The organism is Kluyvera genomosp. 3, assembly GCF_011765685.1.
Classification (GTDB): domain Bacteria; phylum Pseudomonadota; class Gammaproteobacteria; order Enterobacterales; family Enterobacteriaceae; genus Kluyvera; species Kluyvera georgiana_A.
In genome coordinates this window covers 1,463,192-1,478,723 of record NZ_CP050321.1, presented here as the reverse complement: position 1 = coordinate 1,478,723, position 15,532 = coordinate 1,463,192, and the positions used below count along the sequence as shown (strand labels likewise).

At 55.3% G+C, this 15,532-nt stretch carries 14 protein-coding genes and 1 tRNA gene; 4 read left to right on the top strand and 11 right to left on the bottom strand.

From position 1 onward, the window contains the following. Positions 1–13: 13 nt before the first annotated feature. Entirely contained in the window at positions 14–946 is a 933-nt protein-coding gene (gene prmB / locus GY169_RS06930; protein WP_064543790.1) for a 50S ribosomal protein L3 N(5)-glutamine methyltransferase, read from the bottom strand. Between the two features lie 164 nt (positions 947–1,110). On the opposite strand from prmB, the gene smrB reads away from it, so the two are divergent. Continuing rightward, the gene (gene smrB / locus GY169_RS06925) at positions 1,111–1,662 is read left to right on the top strand and encodes an endonuclease SmrB (protein WP_064543774.1); all 552 of its coding nucleotides are present in this window, start codon (positions 1,111–1,113) and stop codon (positions 1,660–1,662) included. Positions 1,663–1,727: 65 nt separating this feature from the next. Here the strand turns inward: smrB and sixA are convergent, their stop codons facing one another. From sixA to GY169_RS06905, 4 genes are all read right to left on the bottom strand, one after another. Next, positions 1,728–2,213 carry a phosphohistidine phosphatase SixA gene (gene sixA, locus GY169_RS06920; RefSeq protein WP_163448763.1) on the bottom strand — a complete coding sequence of 162 codons (486 nt, stop codon included), beginning with the start codon at positions 2,211–2,213 and terminating at the stop codon, positions 1,728–1,730. Positions 2,214–2,405: 192 nt separating this feature from the next. Further along, entirely contained in the window at positions 2,406–4,544 is a 2,139-nt protein-coding gene (gene fadJ / locus GY169_RS06915; RefSeq protein WP_223882167.1) for a fatty acid oxidation complex subunit alpha FadJ, read from the bottom strand. A gap of 8 nt (positions 4,545–4,552) precedes the next feature. Further along, the gene (gene fadI / locus GY169_RS06910; protein ID WP_167575324.1) at positions 4,553–5,863 is read right to left on the bottom strand and encodes an acetyl-CoA C-acyltransferase FadI; all 1,311 of its coding nucleotides are present in this window, start codon (positions 5,861–5,863) and stop codon (positions 4,553–4,555) included. 184 nt (positions 5,864–6,047) lie between these two features. Beyond that, on the bottom strand, positions 6,048–6,332 hold the full coding sequence (locus GY169_RS06905; RefSeq protein WP_163448765.1) for a YfcZ/YiiS family protein: 285 nt from the start codon (positions 6,330–6,332) through the stop codon (positions 6,048–6,050). Between the two features lie 372 nt (positions 6,333–6,704). Here GY169_RS06905 and fadL point away from each other — a divergent pair, with 372 nt between their 5' ends. Further along, a complete protein-coding gene (gene fadL, locus GY169_RS06900; RefSeq protein WP_167575323.1) occupies positions 6,705–8,069 on the top strand; it encodes a long-chain fatty acid transporter FadL in 1,365 nt (454 codons plus the stop codon). Positions 8,070–8,118: 49 nt separating this feature from the next. On the opposite strand, the gene mlaA is transcribed toward fadL, so the two are convergent. Next, positions 8,119–8,874, bottom strand: coding sequence for a phospholipid-binding lipoprotein MlaA (mlaA, locus tag GY169_RS06895; protein WP_065355832.1), 756 nt, complete (start codon positions 8,872–8,874; stop codon positions 8,119–8,121). 286 nt (positions 8,875–9,160) lie between these two features. On the opposite strand from mlaA, the gene GY169_RS06890 reads away from it, so the two are divergent. Next, positions 9,161–10,069, top strand: a complete 909-nt coding sequence (locus tag GY169_RS06890) for a formate/nitrite transporter family protein (protein WP_167575322.1) — start codon at positions 9,161–9,163, stop codon at positions 10,067–10,069. A gap of 75 nt (positions 10,070–10,144) precedes the next feature. Next, positions 10,145–10,219 (top strand) — tRNA-Arg (locus GY169_RS06885). Between the two features lie 66 nt (positions 10,220–10,285). Here GY169_RS06885 and GY169_RS06880 read toward each other — a convergent pair. From GY169_RS06880 to tssF, 5 genes are all read right to left on the bottom strand, one after another. Continuing rightward, positions 10,286–11,623, bottom strand: coding sequence for a VasL domain-containing protein (locus GY169_RS06880; RefSeq protein WP_167575321.1), 1,338 nt, complete (start codon positions 11,621–11,623; stop codon positions 10,286–10,288). A 106-nt stretch (positions 11,624–11,729) separates the two neighbouring features. Next, positions 11,730–12,185, bottom strand: coding sequence for a type VI secretion system baseplate subunit TssE (tssE, locus tag GY169_RS06875; RefSeq protein WP_167575320.1), 456 nt, complete (start codon positions 12,183–12,185; stop codon positions 11,730–11,732). After that, the gene (gene tssJ / locus GY169_RS06870; RefSeq protein WP_167575319.1) at positions 12,185–12,730 is read right to left on the bottom strand and encodes a type VI secretion system lipoprotein TssJ; all 546 of its coding nucleotides are present in this window, start codon (positions 12,728–12,730) and stop codon (positions 12,185–12,187) included. The genes tssE and tssJ overlap by 1 nt, the downstream gene beginning before the upstream one ends. Next, a complete protein-coding gene (gene tssG, locus GY169_RS06865) occupies positions 12,708–13,793 on the bottom strand; it encodes a type VI secretion system baseplate subunit TssG (RefSeq protein ID WP_167575318.1) in 1,086 nt (361 codons plus the stop codon). The genes tssJ and tssG overlap by 23 nt, the downstream gene beginning before the upstream one ends. After that, on the bottom strand, positions 13,757–15,511 hold the full coding sequence (gene tssF / locus GY169_RS06860) for a type VI secretion system baseplate subunit TssF (protein WP_167575317.1): 1,755 nt from the start codon (positions 15,509–15,511) through the stop codon (positions 13,757–13,759). The genes tssG and tssF overlap by 37 nt, the downstream gene beginning before the upstream one ends. Between the last annotated feature and the right edge of the window lie 21 nt (positions 15,512–15,532).

Below are 15,532 nucleotides of genomic sequence, written 5' to 3'. Positions count from 1 at the left end.
CGTGCTGGATAAATCAGTCTTTGTACTGCCCGAAGTGGTTCTGCGCGGCAACCAACTGCGCTTTGGTCAGCATAAAGACGCCGTCACCGCCGTTATCAAACTCAAGCCAGGTGAACGGAACATCCGGATATTGGTCCATCAGATGTACCATGCTGTTACCCACTTCACAAATCAGAATACCGTCGTCGGTCAGATAATCCGGCGCGCAGCCGAGGATGCGGCGGGTCAGGTGCAGGCCGTCGGAACCGGAGGCCAGGCCCAGCTCGGGCTCGTGGCGATATTCTGACGGCAGATCGGACATATCTTCTTCGTCCACGTACGGCGGATTAGTGACGATCAGGTCGTACTGCAACTGGGGCGCGTCACGGAACAGATCGGAGCGGATCGGCGTGACGTTGTGGATCATGCCGTGCTCTTCGATGTTGTATTCGGTCACGGCCAGCGCGTCGGTGGAGACGTCGATGGCGTCAACTTCCGCTTCCGGGAAGGCATAGGCGCAGGCAATCGCGATGCAGCCGCTGCCGGTGCACATATCGAGAATATGCTCAGGGCGATGGTTAATCAGGCCGGCAAAGCGATTGTTGATCAGCTCGCCAATCGGCGAGCGCGGCACCAGCACGCGATCGTCAACGTAGAATTCATGGCCGCAGAACCAGGCTTTATTGGTCAGGTAGGCTACCGGGATACGCTCGTTGACGCGACGAATCACGCGCTCGACGATCAGCTGTTTTTCACTGGTGGTCAGGCGCGCGTTGCGCATATCTTCCGGAATATCGAGCGGCAGGTACAGCGTCGGCAGTACCAGCTGGACGGCTTCATCCCACGGGTTATCGGTTCCGTGACCGTACCAGATTTCGGCCGCGCTAAAGCGGCTGACCGCCCAGCGCAGCATGTCCTGAATGGTGTGCAGCTCATTGACTGCTTCTTCAACAAAAATCTTATCCACGTTGTCCTCCAGGGCATGCGTCGGGGTAAATTCGGCGGCTAGTTTGCCATGAAGACGGCGATAAATCAGCATTCTTGCGTAGGGCGCGGGGAAAAAAGCGTTTTCGCTGCAGGAAGGACAACGAAAAGGTAAACTAGAGGAAAATGCGAATTTGAGAAGAATCGATGAAAAACAAAAACTCATTGAGCGAGGAGGATCAGGCGCTCTTCCAGCAGCTGATGACGGGCACGCGCAAAATAAAGCAGGACACCATTGTCCACCGCCCGCAGCGTAAGAAAATTAGCGAAGTGCCGCCTAAACGTTTATTGCAGGAGCAGGCGGACAACAGCCACTATTTTTCCGACGAATTCCAGCCGCTGCTCAATACTAACGGGCCGGTAAAATACGTGCGCCAGGATGTCAGCCATTTTGAGCTGAAGAAGCTACGTCGCGGCGACTACTCGCCCGAGCTGTTCCTCGATCTACACGGCTTAACGCAGATGCAGGCCAAGCAGGAACTGGGCGCGCTGATCGCCGCCTGCCGCCGCGAACATGTGTTCTGTGCCTGCGTCATGCATGGTCACGGTAAACATATTCTCAAACAGCAGACGCCGCTGTGGCTGGCCCAACATCCGCACGTGATGGCCTTTCATCAGGCATCGAAGGAGTATGGCGGCGACGCCGCGCTGCTGGTGCTGATTGAAGTAGAAGAGTGGCTGCCGCCGGAGCTGCCGTAAGTCAACGTAGGCCGGATAAGCGTAGCGCCATCCGGCCTACAGAGAAGGCACAGATGGCGATCGCGTTAAATCGCTTTGGCCATTTTGAGATTGCAGGGACTCATTTGCCAGTTCAGGGTGCCTTTACCGTTAGCGTCGAGGGTGACGCTGGCAATGGCGGAGGTGGTGAACATTGGCGGAACTTCGCCAGGGCAGAGCTCAGCGACCAGGTAACCCACTAACGGCAGGTGAGAAATCACCAGCACCGATGACACACCTTCATTCGCTAATGCCCCGAGATAGGCGCTGACCAGACCAATATCGCCACACGGCGTCAACTCGGGCAAAACATCCACCTCTTTTGGCAGGTTCATACATTCCCCTACCACTTCCAGCGTCTGTTCCGCACGCAGATATGGGCTCACCAGAACGCGACCGATATCCACTTTTTGGTTTTTCAACCAGGTTGCCATCTGACGAGATTCATCACAACCACAGCCGGTCAGGGGACGAACCGAGTCACTGGCTGCATCGAGGGCAGCGTCGCCGTGACGCATAATAAACACTTGCATATTGCACCGCTTTTGTTAACCAGAAGCACCAGCGTCACCCTGAGGGTGACGCGGTAGCCGGGCATTGTGCCTTATCCATTCACTGAATGAAACGCTGATTTTTACCTTACTGGCGTAAGTATAGTCAACATCTGTTTACAAAATAGCCAGAAACCTTGCGATTCATCAGGGTTCACCTACTTTGACAGCCATTCATGGAATCTGTTCATCCCTGGGCCAAAAGGTCTCTCCCCGCTCCGCCCGCTGTAAAAGCGCATCGCACGGCGCAAAGCGCGGGCCATACAGACCGGCCTGTCGTTGCAGTCTGGCAACCACTTCACCCGCGCCAAGCGAATCCATATAGCGGAGCGGGCCACCGAGGAACGGTGGGAAACCAATACCAAACACCGCGCCGATGTCGCCATCGCGCGCGCTACGGATGATGCCTTCATCAACACAGCGTGCCGCCTCATTAAGCATCAGCATCACGCAACGTTCGGCAATCTGCTCTGCCGAGCAGCGGGCGTTACGCGCCGACATGCCCGCGAAGGCGTAGACCGCGGTATCCACCTGTTTCTTGCTTTTACGCCCTTTTACACCATAAAGATAGAAACCACGGCCATTTTTTCTGCCTTTGCGATCGTCATTCAAAATTGCCTGAATCAACGTTGCAGGGGCGCTAAAACGTTCGCCGTAGGCCGCTTCCAGCACAGGGAGAATTTTCGTGCCCGTATCGATACCCACTTCATCCAGTAGCTGAATAGGCCCAACCGGGAAACCAAATTTAACCAATGCATTATCAATGTCTTCCACACGCTCACCGTCAACAAGCATGCGCATGGCTTCGGCGATGTACGGGGCGAGAATACGGTTTACGTAGAATCCGGCTTTATCGGCGACCACAATCGGCGTTTTACCCTGTTTCTTTGCGAGCTTAACGGTCGTTGCGATCGTCTGTTCAGACGTCCCCGCATGCGGGATGACCTCCACAAGAGGCATTTTCTCTACCGGGCTGAAAAAGTGTAAACCAATCACCTGCTCAGGGCGCTGTGCCTGGGCAGCAATATCGCCAATGGGCAAAGAAGAGGTATTTGAAGCAAAAATAGTGTGAGGAGCGCAATAGTGTTCAACCTCACCCACCATCTTCTGCTTGAGCGCGAGGTCTTCAAAAACCGCCTCAATCACGAGGTCACGATGAGCAAAACCACGGTAGTCGAGGCTACCGGAAATCAGCGCCAGCTGCGCGTCGCGCTCGGCAGGTTTCAGATGGCGACGGCGTACTTTTTGCTCCAGTTGATCCCAGCTGTATTTCAACGCATGGTTGATACCGTTGGCGTTGATATCTTTAATACGCACCGGCAGCTTGCCCTTAATGGCGGTAACGTAGGCAATACCGCCGCCCATCAGGCCGCCGCCCAATACACCGACCGAGCCCAGCGGGCCAGGCGCAACGCTGGCGCCAGGATCTTTTTTGATATCCGTACTGGCAAAGAAAATACTGCGCAACGCACGCGACTGCGGCGTCATCGCCAGCTCGCCAAAGGCGCGAGCTTCCGCCTCGTAGCCGCTGCTGGCGCCGTGCGCCAGCCCGGTTTCAATCACCTTGAGGATTTTATCCGTTGCCGGATAGTTGCCCTGCGTTTTCTGCGCGGTTTTCTTGGCCGCCATGCTGAACAGCAGATGACGCCCCAACGGCCCCGCCAGAATACGATCGCGCACCGACAGACGGCGATGTTCATGATGCGCTTTACGCGCATATTCCGCAGCGGCGTCGAGCAAAATCGAACGCGGCACAACCTCATCCACCAGCCCCACTTTCAGCGCCTGACGTGCGCGAAGCTGTTTGCCGGTCAAAATCATGTCCAGCGCGGTACTGACGCCAATCAAACGCGGTAACCGCTGAGTGCCGCCGGACCCCGGCAGCAGACCCAACTGCACTTCCGGTAGCCCCAACACCGTCCGCCCATCGTCGGAACAGATGCGCGCATGGCAGGCCAGCGCCAGCTCGAGACCGCCGCCAAGGCAAGCCCCGTGAATCGCCGCCACCACCGGAATCGACAGGCTTTGAATTTCCGCCATCACCTGCTGCCCCTGACGCGCCAGCGACTCGGCTTGCTGGGCGCTTTGACAGCGGCCAATCATATTAATGTCGGCCCCGGCAATAAAGTTGTCGGGCTTGGCGGAGATAAATACCACACCCTGCAACGTTTTGTTGTCCCGAATTTGTTTGAGGATGGCGCGCACCTGACCGCCAAACTCCGCTTTCAGGGTATTCATCTTTTCATCAGGTACGTCGATCGTGACGACCGCCACATTGTCCGGGCGTACGGTGAAGGTAAATGCCGATTTCATCGCGTCCATTATTCAGCCTCCAGAACCATCGCCGCGCCTAATCCACCAGCCGCACAGGCAGTGACTAACCCGAAGCCGCCACCGCGACGGCGCAGCTCATTGAGCGTTTGGGTGATCATACGCGCGCCGGTTGCCGCAAACGGATGTCCGTAGGCGATGGAGCCGCCCAGTACGTTAAATTTGCTCTCTTCAATTTCGCCAGTTGCCTGGCTGCGCCCCAGCACCTCGCGGGCAAATTTTTCGCTGGCCAGGCACTGAATGTTCGCCAGCGTTTGCGCAGCAAAGGCTTCGTGCATATCAATCAACGTCAGGTCGGAGAAAGTTAGCCCTGCGCGATCCAGCGCCAGCGGCGTAGACCATGCCGGCCCCAGCAGCATATCCTGCCAGACATCAATAGCGGTAAAGGCGTAGCTACGCAGATAACCCAGCGGCGTCAGCCCCAGCTCTTTCGCACGCGATTCCGTCATCAGAATCACCGCCGCCGCGCCGTCGGTTAATGGCGTACTGTTGGCCGCCGTGACGGTGCCATGCTGGCGGTCGAACGCCGGACGCAGTTTGGCGTAATCCGCCAGCGTAGAGTTAGCGCGAATATTGTTGTCCTGTTCCAACGGATTGCGGTAGGGAGGCACGTAGGCGGTCATCACTTCATCTGTCAGTTTACCCGCCGCCCAGGCCTGCGCGGCCAGTTGGTGCGACCGGTTTGCCAGCGCATCCTGCTGTTCGCGGGTAATGCCGTAGGTTTTAGCCATCTGCTCGGCGGTGTCCCCCATACGCAGCCCGGTGGAATACTCTGCCACCGCAGGCGGTACCGGCAGCAGATCGCGCAGACGCAGCTGAGAAAAAAGTTTCAGCTTCTGGCCAAGGGTACGGGCTTTGTTGGCATCAACCAGCGTACGGGCCAACTTTTTGCTGACGCCAATCGGCAGGACAGAAGAGGAATCGGCCCCACCGGCGATACCCGCGCGAATGGTCCCCGCCATCAGACTTTCCGCTACGTTTGCCACCGCCTGAAAGCTGGTGGCGCAGGCGCGGCTGACGCTGTAGGCGTCGGTATGCACGTTCATCCCAGTGCCGAGAACAATCTCTCGGGCAATATTGGGCGCAGCCGGCATCTGCACAACCTGGCCAAAAACAAGCTGTTCAATAACGTCGGGGGGAATTTCGCTGCGCGCCAGCATTTCACCCACCACCATTTTGCCTAAATCAACGGCAGGTATACCGTGAAAAGCCGTCGCCTGTCGGGCAAAAGGGGTTCGTAACCCACTGACAATGGCAATGCGATCGCCCTGGCGGGTGATTAGTGGTAACGCCTGACTCATAACTCTCCCCTGTTATCGGAAATCGACCAAGTGGTCTGACCTGATAACATTCTTAACTAATTTTTTACACTTAGCCAATCAGGGAGAGGAAAAAATGCGAGCTAAAACACACTGAGCAGTAAAGAAAACGCCCCCATGGCATCAGCAACGGGGGCGTTAATAGAGAAGTGGTTTGCAGGGGCGATTAACGCAGGCCCAACTGGAAAATCAGAGTTTCTGCTTCGCAGGCAAAGACAAAGTCGATATCCAGCTGCACGCCGCCTTCAACGTCTTTAAAGTCGGCGGTGATTTTGCACGGTTCGGATTCTACGCCGCGCGCCTTTTCAGTCAGCGCCGCCAGCGTCTCTTCCGCGTCTGCGCGGTTGGCGAACACGCGGCTGTAAGATGCGGTGCAGTCGGAGTTGTCCATAATGGTACCAACGTCCATGCAGCAGCATACCGGAGTTTCATCAGCACTACATTTACTCATCGTAGATTTCCTCTGTTTGGTGCACTCAGGGTGCCAGATAAACTATGCGCCTATTTTACGCCCGCCCTTTGTGCGTCTCCAGTCGAGAATGTGATCCAAGGCGATAAGTGACCGAAATCACAATTAAAAATGATCTAAAACAAATTCAGGCATTCCGACGCTATGACCAAACCCGCATTTTTGCCAACCAGATCTCGTTTCAAACAACATCTTAGAAAAATCTAATAAACAATATTGCAACATACCAGCTGGTCAGACCTATACTCTCGTCACTGGTCTGATTTCTCTGTCGTAGTCCAGCCCCTACACTTCGCGCTTCTGTTACTACATGTAACATTGTTTGTATAAAAATAACTCAATGAGGTTATGGTCATGAGCCAGAAAACCCGTTACACGAAGTCCGCTCTTGCTGTCGCAGTGGCACTTGTTTCAACCCAAGCCTGGTCAGCGGGCTTCCAGCTTAATGAATTTTCGTCCTCTGGTCTGGGCCGTGCCTATTCTGGTGAAGGCGCTATCGCCGATGACGCGGGTAACGCCAGCCGTAACCCGGCATTAATTATGATGTTCGATCGCCCAACGCTGTCCGCGGGCGCAATTTTTGTTGACCCGGATGTCAACATTACCGGTAGATCGGCATTAAATGATGCCAGCCAGGACAATATTGCGCCTACCGCCTGGGTACCGAACTTCCACTACGTTGCTCCAATTAACGATCAGTTTGGTTGGGGCGCTTCTGTGACCTCTAACTATGGTCTGGCGACGGAGTTTAATAACAGCTACGCCGCAGGTTCAATGGGCGGGAAAACCGACCTTGAAACCATCAACCTGAATTTAAGCGGTGCCTACCGTTTGAATAACCACTTCAGCTTCGGTTTAGGCTTTAACGCCGTATATGCCAAAGCGAAGCTCGAACGCTACGCGGGCGATTTGGGCCAGCTGATTGCCGGCCAGATCAGTCAGAGGCCTGGCTTTGCCCAGAGCCCGGCGCTGCAAGGCGCGGCTGGGTATGCCAATAATATCCAGCCGGATACGCAAATTGCCCGTCTGAAAGGCGATGAGTGGGGCTTCGGCTGGAACGCCGGTCTGCTGTATGAAGTAGACAAAGACAACCGCTACGGCTTCACCTACCGTTCTGAAGTTAAAATTGACTTCGACGGCGACTACCGTAGCTCACTGCCGTCATCACAGTCCCTGCCAGCAGCGTTCCGTCCACTGTTCGCCAGCCTGCCGCTACCAGCAGGCACCGATGGCAGAACCATCGACGGCTCTCTGGATCTGAACCTGCCGGAAATGTGGGAAATTTCAGGTTACAACCGCGTTGCGCCGCAGTGGGCAATTCACTACAGCATCGCGTACACCAGCTGGAGCCAGTTCCAGGAGCTGAAAGCGAAAAACAGCAACGGCGAGACGCTCTTCTATAAAGAAGAAGGCTTTAAAGACTCTTACCGCATTGCGCTGGGTACCACGTATTATTACGACGATAACTGGACCTTCCGTACCGGTATCGCTTTCGATGACAGCCCGGTTCCAGCAAACCGTCGCTCCATCTCAATTCCGGATCAGGACCGTTTCTGGCTGAGCGCCGGGACAACCTATGCGTTTAATAAAGATGCCTCTGTCGACGTCGGCGTGTCTTATATGCATGGTCAGAAAGTGAAGTTCGAAGAAGGCCCGTACAGCTTCGAATCTGAAGGTAAAGCCTGGCTCTACGGCGTGAACCTGAACTACGCGTTTTAATCCTTAAGACGTGAAGACAAAAAGGGTGAACCTTGCGGTTCACCCTTTTTTATTCTGAATCGATGTCCTTCAGATCGCCCTCAATCGCCTGCGCATTCGGGTTCTCTTCCGGCTTCAGCTTGCCGCCGTTAGCGATAAAGTCATGCTGCTGGAAGTAGGCTTCACGCACCATAATGTACGGGTCAGAAGACTGGCGCAGCAGGCCGTCGGAGTCGAGAAGCTGAGCGCGCGTCTCTACGCCTTCAACCATCCACTTGCCGATAGACATCGGCCAGGTCAGCCAGGAGAGCACCGGATAAGTGGTGTCGACCATGTCGCCGCCTTCGTCACGCAGCGTGAAGCTGCCGTAGAACGGAAGCTGCAGATACGGGCCATAGCCTACGCCATAGTGCCCCAGCGTGCTGCCGAAACGGTGCGGTTGCACGCGCTGCAGTTTCGGGTTTGCCATACCGGCGACGTCAATAAAGCCGCCCATCCCCAGAATGGTGTTCAGGAAGAAGCGGGTGAAGTGAACCATCCCCGTGTACGGGTCGCCTTGCAGGAAAGAGTTGACCATAATGGCCGGCTCTTCCAGGTTGCTGGTAAAGTTGCCAAGGCCATTACGCGCGGGCTGCGGAACGTAGTCACGCCATGCGACGGCGACCGGGCGAACAATGTACGGATCCAGCACGTCAAAGTTGAAGCTGTACATCGTACGGTTAAAACCTTCAAACGGGTCAGAACGCCCCTGCTGTTCTGTTCCGGAACTTGCACAGCCCACCAGCAGTGTTGTTCCGAGCGCAAGCGCCGACAGGCGAAGCTTCATAAATGTCTCCCTGGTGATTATGGCTATCACTGATTGCCATCCATGACGGACCTTAATCGTATCCGCCTGTTTAGGTGTAAGTGATTGTAACAGCACGCCGACGATGTCTATATAGCCAATTTTATTGATCTGATCATAGCCTGGTAAAGAGCACGCCGTGGCGCTTATATTCTAACGGCGAGAAAAAAACAAATATTACCATTTTTGCACTTTCAGAATATATCCACCGCCCATTAAGCCAGCAGCCGCTACGCTTTAGCAATACGCCTCTTTATTCAGGAACATTATGATGGATGACATCAAGGTGGAAAGCGAAGAGAAGCTTAGCGGGGAAAAAATCGAAATCGATGAGGACCGGCTCCCCTCTCGTGCCATGGCAATTCATGAACATATTCGTCAGGAAGGCGAAAAAGAGATGGAGCGCGACGCGATGGCACTGCTGTGGTCGGCAATCGCCGCAGGGTTATCGATGGGCGCGTCGTTGGTCGCCAAAGGGATTTTTCATGTCGAACTGGACGGCGTACCGGGCGGTTATTTACTCGAAAACCTCGGCTACACCTTCGGTTTTATCATCGTCATTATGGCGCGCCAGCAGCTGTTTACCGAAAATACCGTCACCGCCGTCCTGCCGGTCATGCAAAATCTGACGCTGGGTAACGTCGGCTTGCTGATGCGCCTGTGGGGCGTGGTCCTGCTCGGCAACCTGATCGGCACCGGTCTTGCCGCCTGGGCGTTTGAGTATATGCCTATCTTTAAAGAAGAGACCCGGGACGCCTTTATTAAGATAGGCCTCGACGTTATGAAAAACAGCCCAACGGAGATGTTCGCCAATGCCATCATCTCTGGCTGGCTGATTGCGACCATGGTGTGGATGTTTCCCGCAGCCGGCGCGGCCAAAATCGTGGTTATCATCCTGATGACCTGGCTGATCGCACTTAGCGACACCACCCATATTGTGGTGGGCTCCGTAGAAATACTCTATCTGGTTTTCAACGGCACGCTGCACTGGAGTGACTTTATCTGGCCCTTCGCGCTTCCCACGCTGGCGGGCAATATTTTCGGCGGCACGTTTATCTTTGCCTTAATGAGTCACGCGCAAATTCGCAACGACATGAGCAATAAACGCAAAGAAGAGGCTCGTTTAAAAGCGGAACAAGAGGCCAAAAAGCAGAAACGTGAGGAAAAACAGCTCTGAATGGCGACTGTTTGAGCAGTCAAGCGGCACCGCTCTTACCCGGATGGGCAAAAAACGCTATACTCGTGCCGCTTCGTCCCCTTAGTTAAATGGATATAACGAGCCCCTCCTAAGGGCTAGTTGCAGGTTCGATTCCTGCAGGGGACACCATATCCCCCTCTCCTGGCGTCTGCCGAACTCGCTAAAAATCCCTGATAAACAGCGTTCCGCCCTCTACTATTCCTTAATGTTATTTTCATTGATGCGATACATTTCAGGCTGAACCAGCATCGTATATCGAGCGATCAGTTGCTTCAGATGCATTTCCAGTTGAGACCGGGCAGCTTCAGGTAAAGGTTCACCAGCCGTATATTGTGACAAAACACGCAGTTGCTCTTCGACCGGTATGGATTGATTAAAGGACTGCATGGTGGAAAAAACCACTGATTTCAGCTCGCTAACAGTCATGTATTTGCCCTTCTGCTCATCAAGTCCATTCAGCCGATCGCTCAGTTTTTGGAGCGTTGTCATTCCCTGATGCCAGCCGTTTAATTTTTCTGTCGGCAGCGCAGAGGCTTTGATCTGCCGCTGCCACTGGCTTTGCAATGGGGTTGCCTGCTCAGGCCACAGCGTCTGCGCCTGTTCCAGCAACTGACGGCTGTAGGTTAGCGTCCAGTCAGGAGAGAGCCGTTCCAGATGCGCCAGCTGACGTTGAGTGGCGTTGATATAGGACTGAGCCGCAGACGCAGGCGGTTTCAGGGCTTGAAGCTGCGCCGCCGACAGCGGCTGAGGCAGTGGAGCCAGGGTAGCATCAAGCCGGGCCAACTGCGGGTCCGGTTGGTGCAGAGCGTGCCAGCCATACGCCGTCGCCAGGCTGACCAGCAGCATGGTACTCATTCCGGCGGCGAAGAATGCCCACTTTTGCCTCAGCGCCGCCACGGCGACCGAGACGTCAACATTCGGCTGGCGTTGTGACTCAACCACATACACCCACTTATCTGCACTTTGCGGCGCGTTTTCCCCCACATCTTCTACTTTCAGAGACGAGTCATCGGCGTTTTCCAGACGCACGGCACCGTTATGGATCAGGTTACGCAAAGTATCCAACTGGCTTAGATGCTTTAGCTCCCGCTCCTCTAGCACCGCACCAAGATGTGAGAGCCGCTGCTCTGCCAGATAGAGCGCCTTGAGATCGCCGCCCTTCAGCGACCACGTCCGCATGAGCTGCTGTAATCGCTGGCTGAGGCTGTTAAGAATATCCACTCTGGCGGCAATCGCCTGAGGCCAAATCGCGCCCCACTGATGGCTTATCAACGCCTCAAGGATCCCCAGCCCTTCGTTCAGACCGTTCAGCCCGGCAAGATGGGTACGCGCAAGTGTGTACCAGGCTGCCGTTTGCAGCTCCACGCCGTTCTGCTCAAACAGGGAGAGACAGAGTTTTTCGACATACTGCCAGTTCACGTCCGGACGGGCGGGATGGGTCAGCTTGTTAAGTTCATCGCGAAGGAGTGCATAGTCCGGCAGCGTCCGCGGATCGCCGCCGGTTTTAATTTTACGCGCGGGAGTGTCATTCATGACCGGTTGTCCATTTGACGTCGTTAGCAAAAGAGAAGAGAGGAAATGCTGCGGCTTCACGTCTTGATGACGTTGCAGCCGTCAGCGCGAGATGGTTAAAGGTGGCTCAGATTCTGTTTGTGTCATCGAGATACTGCTGCTGTTTAAAATGTCTGATCAGCACCCGCCCTTCAGGCATAAATTCGGTGCCATAGCGCACCAGACCCACCCCTTTTAATTCAGCATCAATCGCATAACGCAGTTCTCCGGGGACATTCTGTTCCAACAGGACAACGGTGATTTTTTTTAGCCGTGGCTCATACTTGAGCAGGACGGCAGACAGCGTGCCCATCAGTTCATGCGCGGTGCCGGGCATTCCCTGGAGGATTTTAGTCATGTCAGGTAGGCCATAGTCAGGCAGGTGCGCCAGCGTACCGGCTCGACAGTTGAGAATACGCTGCATGTTATCGAGCACGGACAAAATGACCTGGTTTTCCTCGCTAACCCGATGAAGCTCAAGCCCCCCGGCGAAATGACCGGAGAGCATCTCATACAGCGAGGGCGATTTATGGGACTGAGGCATTATTTATCCTTAAGCGGCAATAACATCAGTTGGTTATTGCCGGCTTCAATCACCCGCGCCTTGTCCGGGTCGAGCGCTTCACGGTCAATTGTCAGCTTCCAGCTGTTTGTGTGCATATCCGGATGGCGGAACAACCCCACCACCGCCACATATTTTGCTTCTTCTTCCATCGGCATATTCAGCAGCGCATCGCCGCCGGGTTTCACCACCACATCGCGAGTGGCCAGTAAATCCGCGCCCAGCGTCGTTTCGCCGTCATTTAACAGCTGCTGATAGACACTCCGCTCAAAGGTCTTGATATCTTTAAGCTGATAAATTCGCACCACCACCGATTCAGACAACGAGTTATTCTCGCGCGCATCAATATTCAGGGCTTCACGCGCGGTGAAATCCAGATGCAGCACTTTTATCTTTTTATAAAACACCGCGCTAAAGGCCGATTTGGTGCCATCGCTGACGCTCTGGGTCAGGCCGCAGCCGGAGAGGATGATAGCCAGCACGGGTAACAGCCAGCGTGTAGATTTAGTCAAACTTGTACGTAACACGTCGGTTTCCTTGTTGTGGTGTTGCCGGCTGAAGGCCGGTGTAATAGCCCAGTTCTGTGGTAAACGCATTTGGAATATCGTCTGACAAAGGTTCTTCATCAGCGCCCAGTACGCCATTCATCCCCAGCCAGAAAGGCCCCTCACCCAACGGTGGCGCGGTCAGCAGACGAGTCTGGGTCGTTAGCGTGATTTTGGCTTTAAAGCGCCAGCCCAGATATACCCTCAGCATGATGAGAAAATCCTGATACAGCAGGCCATCGGGTTTCCAGCCCTGGGTTTCCTGTTGATTGTCGGTTGCCAGTGCGATCAGAAGCTGGCTGCTGGCATCCATCGCTTCATCACCCAGCGGCGTATTGCCATCCAGCAAAAAATCCTCATCACCGTAAAACCCTAAAGGCTGGCTGACCGCCACGGGACGCAGGCAGTATGGGCTGACTTTGACACGAGTATCCGGGGCCAACAGACTGACCAGTGCCTGTATCCCTTCCTGGGTTTTACCCGGCTGGCGCAGCACGCCCAGCAGCGCCAGAAAGCGTGATACCGGCGTGGCAATCTGCTTTGCCGTCCCGGGGATTCCCAGCCCGACCAGCCCCAGCAGCGACTGCGAGATGCTGTCGGTCCCCCCAGGTTCAAACGTGGCCGGGTAGGAATATTTGCGCCAGATACGGTAAAACTGCGTCAGGATACGGTGGCTGAAAATATCGAGAAATCCCTGCAACGCTTCGTGCCCTTCCCGCCGCTGGGTGATGTCATCAAGGTAGGCGGTGGGAAGCGGCGAATCGACACCGTACAGCCCCATGAAAGTGGTGCGCACCACCGGCGGCCTGCTGTCATCGTTCTCGTCATATTCAATCGCCTTCAGTTCACTGGCCGGAAAGCCCATGCCTGAATGCGGCGCAAAACGCACCGGGTCATCGGCGGGATGGCTGGTCGAACCCAATAAGGGTTTTCCCGGCTGACGTTTTTCCAGTAGCTGACAGAAACGGTAAAAGTTGATGCGATAAAGGTCGGCTTCCAGCCGTGGGTTTAGCCGGGAATGCGGCGGTTGTGCTTCTCTTCCCATTCCAGACGCTCTCCGGTCGGTTGCAGAATGATAATCAGGCGGTTAAACAGGTAGATGTCGGTATAGAGCGCAAAGAAGCGGCTGAGCATTTCGCCGAACAGACAGATGTCTCCTCGCCCGGCAAAACCATGGCTATCGAGAGTGACTTCTATCTGAACGCCGCGCACCAGATAGCCCTGCTCAAAACGCTCGGTTTCACTGTGCTTAACATCGATGATGGCCTCCAGACGACGGCGATTCATCTCGCTGTCTGTCCACTCATACAACGCCAGCGTGCCGCGCAGTACGTCCGCGTTGTCCATCATCGACAAAAAACCGCTGCCAAGATGGCTCAACACGCGCCAGTGAAAACGGTCCTGGGCCGGGGGATAACAAGGTAGCGTTGGGGCGCACAGGTTGCGTACGGCGATGCTGGCCGAAGTGGTTTTCATCACCGTATCAAGCACGGTGCTTTGCAGCGCCCGGCGAGGCAACTGACCGTTGGTGCCGGTGAGCGTCAGCGACAGGCTTTCATCCTCCGGTACCGTGTGGTTATCAAACGCCTCTCCGCCAAGGATAAGCCAGGTGTTATGCAGCCCGGATGGGCCACGGCGCACGCGGGTGTGATAGTAATATTCCGGGGCTTCATGACGCATCATTCCCCCTTTATGGCGAAAACTTGAAAACGGCACATAGCGGTGTTGGCTCGATGACATCACCGAATCCACCGCGTAGATCTCGGTATGGCCATCCTGTACGCGCATCGGGCGCAACACATATTCGGTCTGGAGACCATTTAGCGTCAGCGGGTCGGACTCCAGCGGAAACAGGTTAATCACCGGTACGCAGTTCAGGCGCAGATGCTTTTCGGTAAAGCTAAAGTCATGCTCCCAGCGTTCGCTCAGCACCACGTCGATTTCAAACCAGGGGAGCGCGGCGGGAAATGCGACGCTCTCCAGCCCACGCAGCCCGGCAAACATAAATTTCTCGCGGAAGGTGAAATATTCCAGCAGCAGCTGATAGCCACTGAAGCTGCTGTTGCCCTTCGGCCAGAGAATGTCGTCATCCCCGAATCCCAGCGCGGCAAAATGCGCGTCCAGCGGCCTGGCGTCAACCTCGCCGGGCATTCGCAGCCACATCCGCGCGACGTTCATGGTGAACGCTTCGTGCATCGCGCAGGCCAGCGGCGCATCGGCATTAAAATAGAGCGGAAGGCGGCGAAGGTCGATACGGCTCCAGTCCGCCAGGTCGCTACAATGAAAGCGTAGCGTGACCACCGATCGGCCCTCGGCATCGGTAGTCAGCCGGGCCTGCTCAAGGGAGAGCGGCTGAAGCAGCCTCTCCTGGGTGGTGGTATAGCGACAGCGTGTGCCTTTCTCGCCTATTGGCCGTGAAAGCACCTCGAAGCCTTTGACGATGCGCATCGGCTCTTTCATCTCGCGCCAGTCGGGCGTGAATTCCACTACCGACATCGAAGGAATGGTGCGCAGGTAATGCGGCCATAACAGGCTGACCAGCCCTTCGGTCAGCTCTGGCAGATCGTCATCAAGCTTCTCTCGAAGACGGCCCATCAAAAAGGCAAAACCTTCAAACAGGCGCTCAACATAAGGGTCGCGCGCGCCCGCTTTATCAAGATTGAGCATGGCCGCCTGCTCGGGGTGAGCGCGGGCAAACTCTTCGCCAGCTTCCAGCAGGTAGCGCATTTCGGCGTCGTAGTAACGCAGGGTTAAGTCATCCATAATGATTTTTTCGTCAGGTTA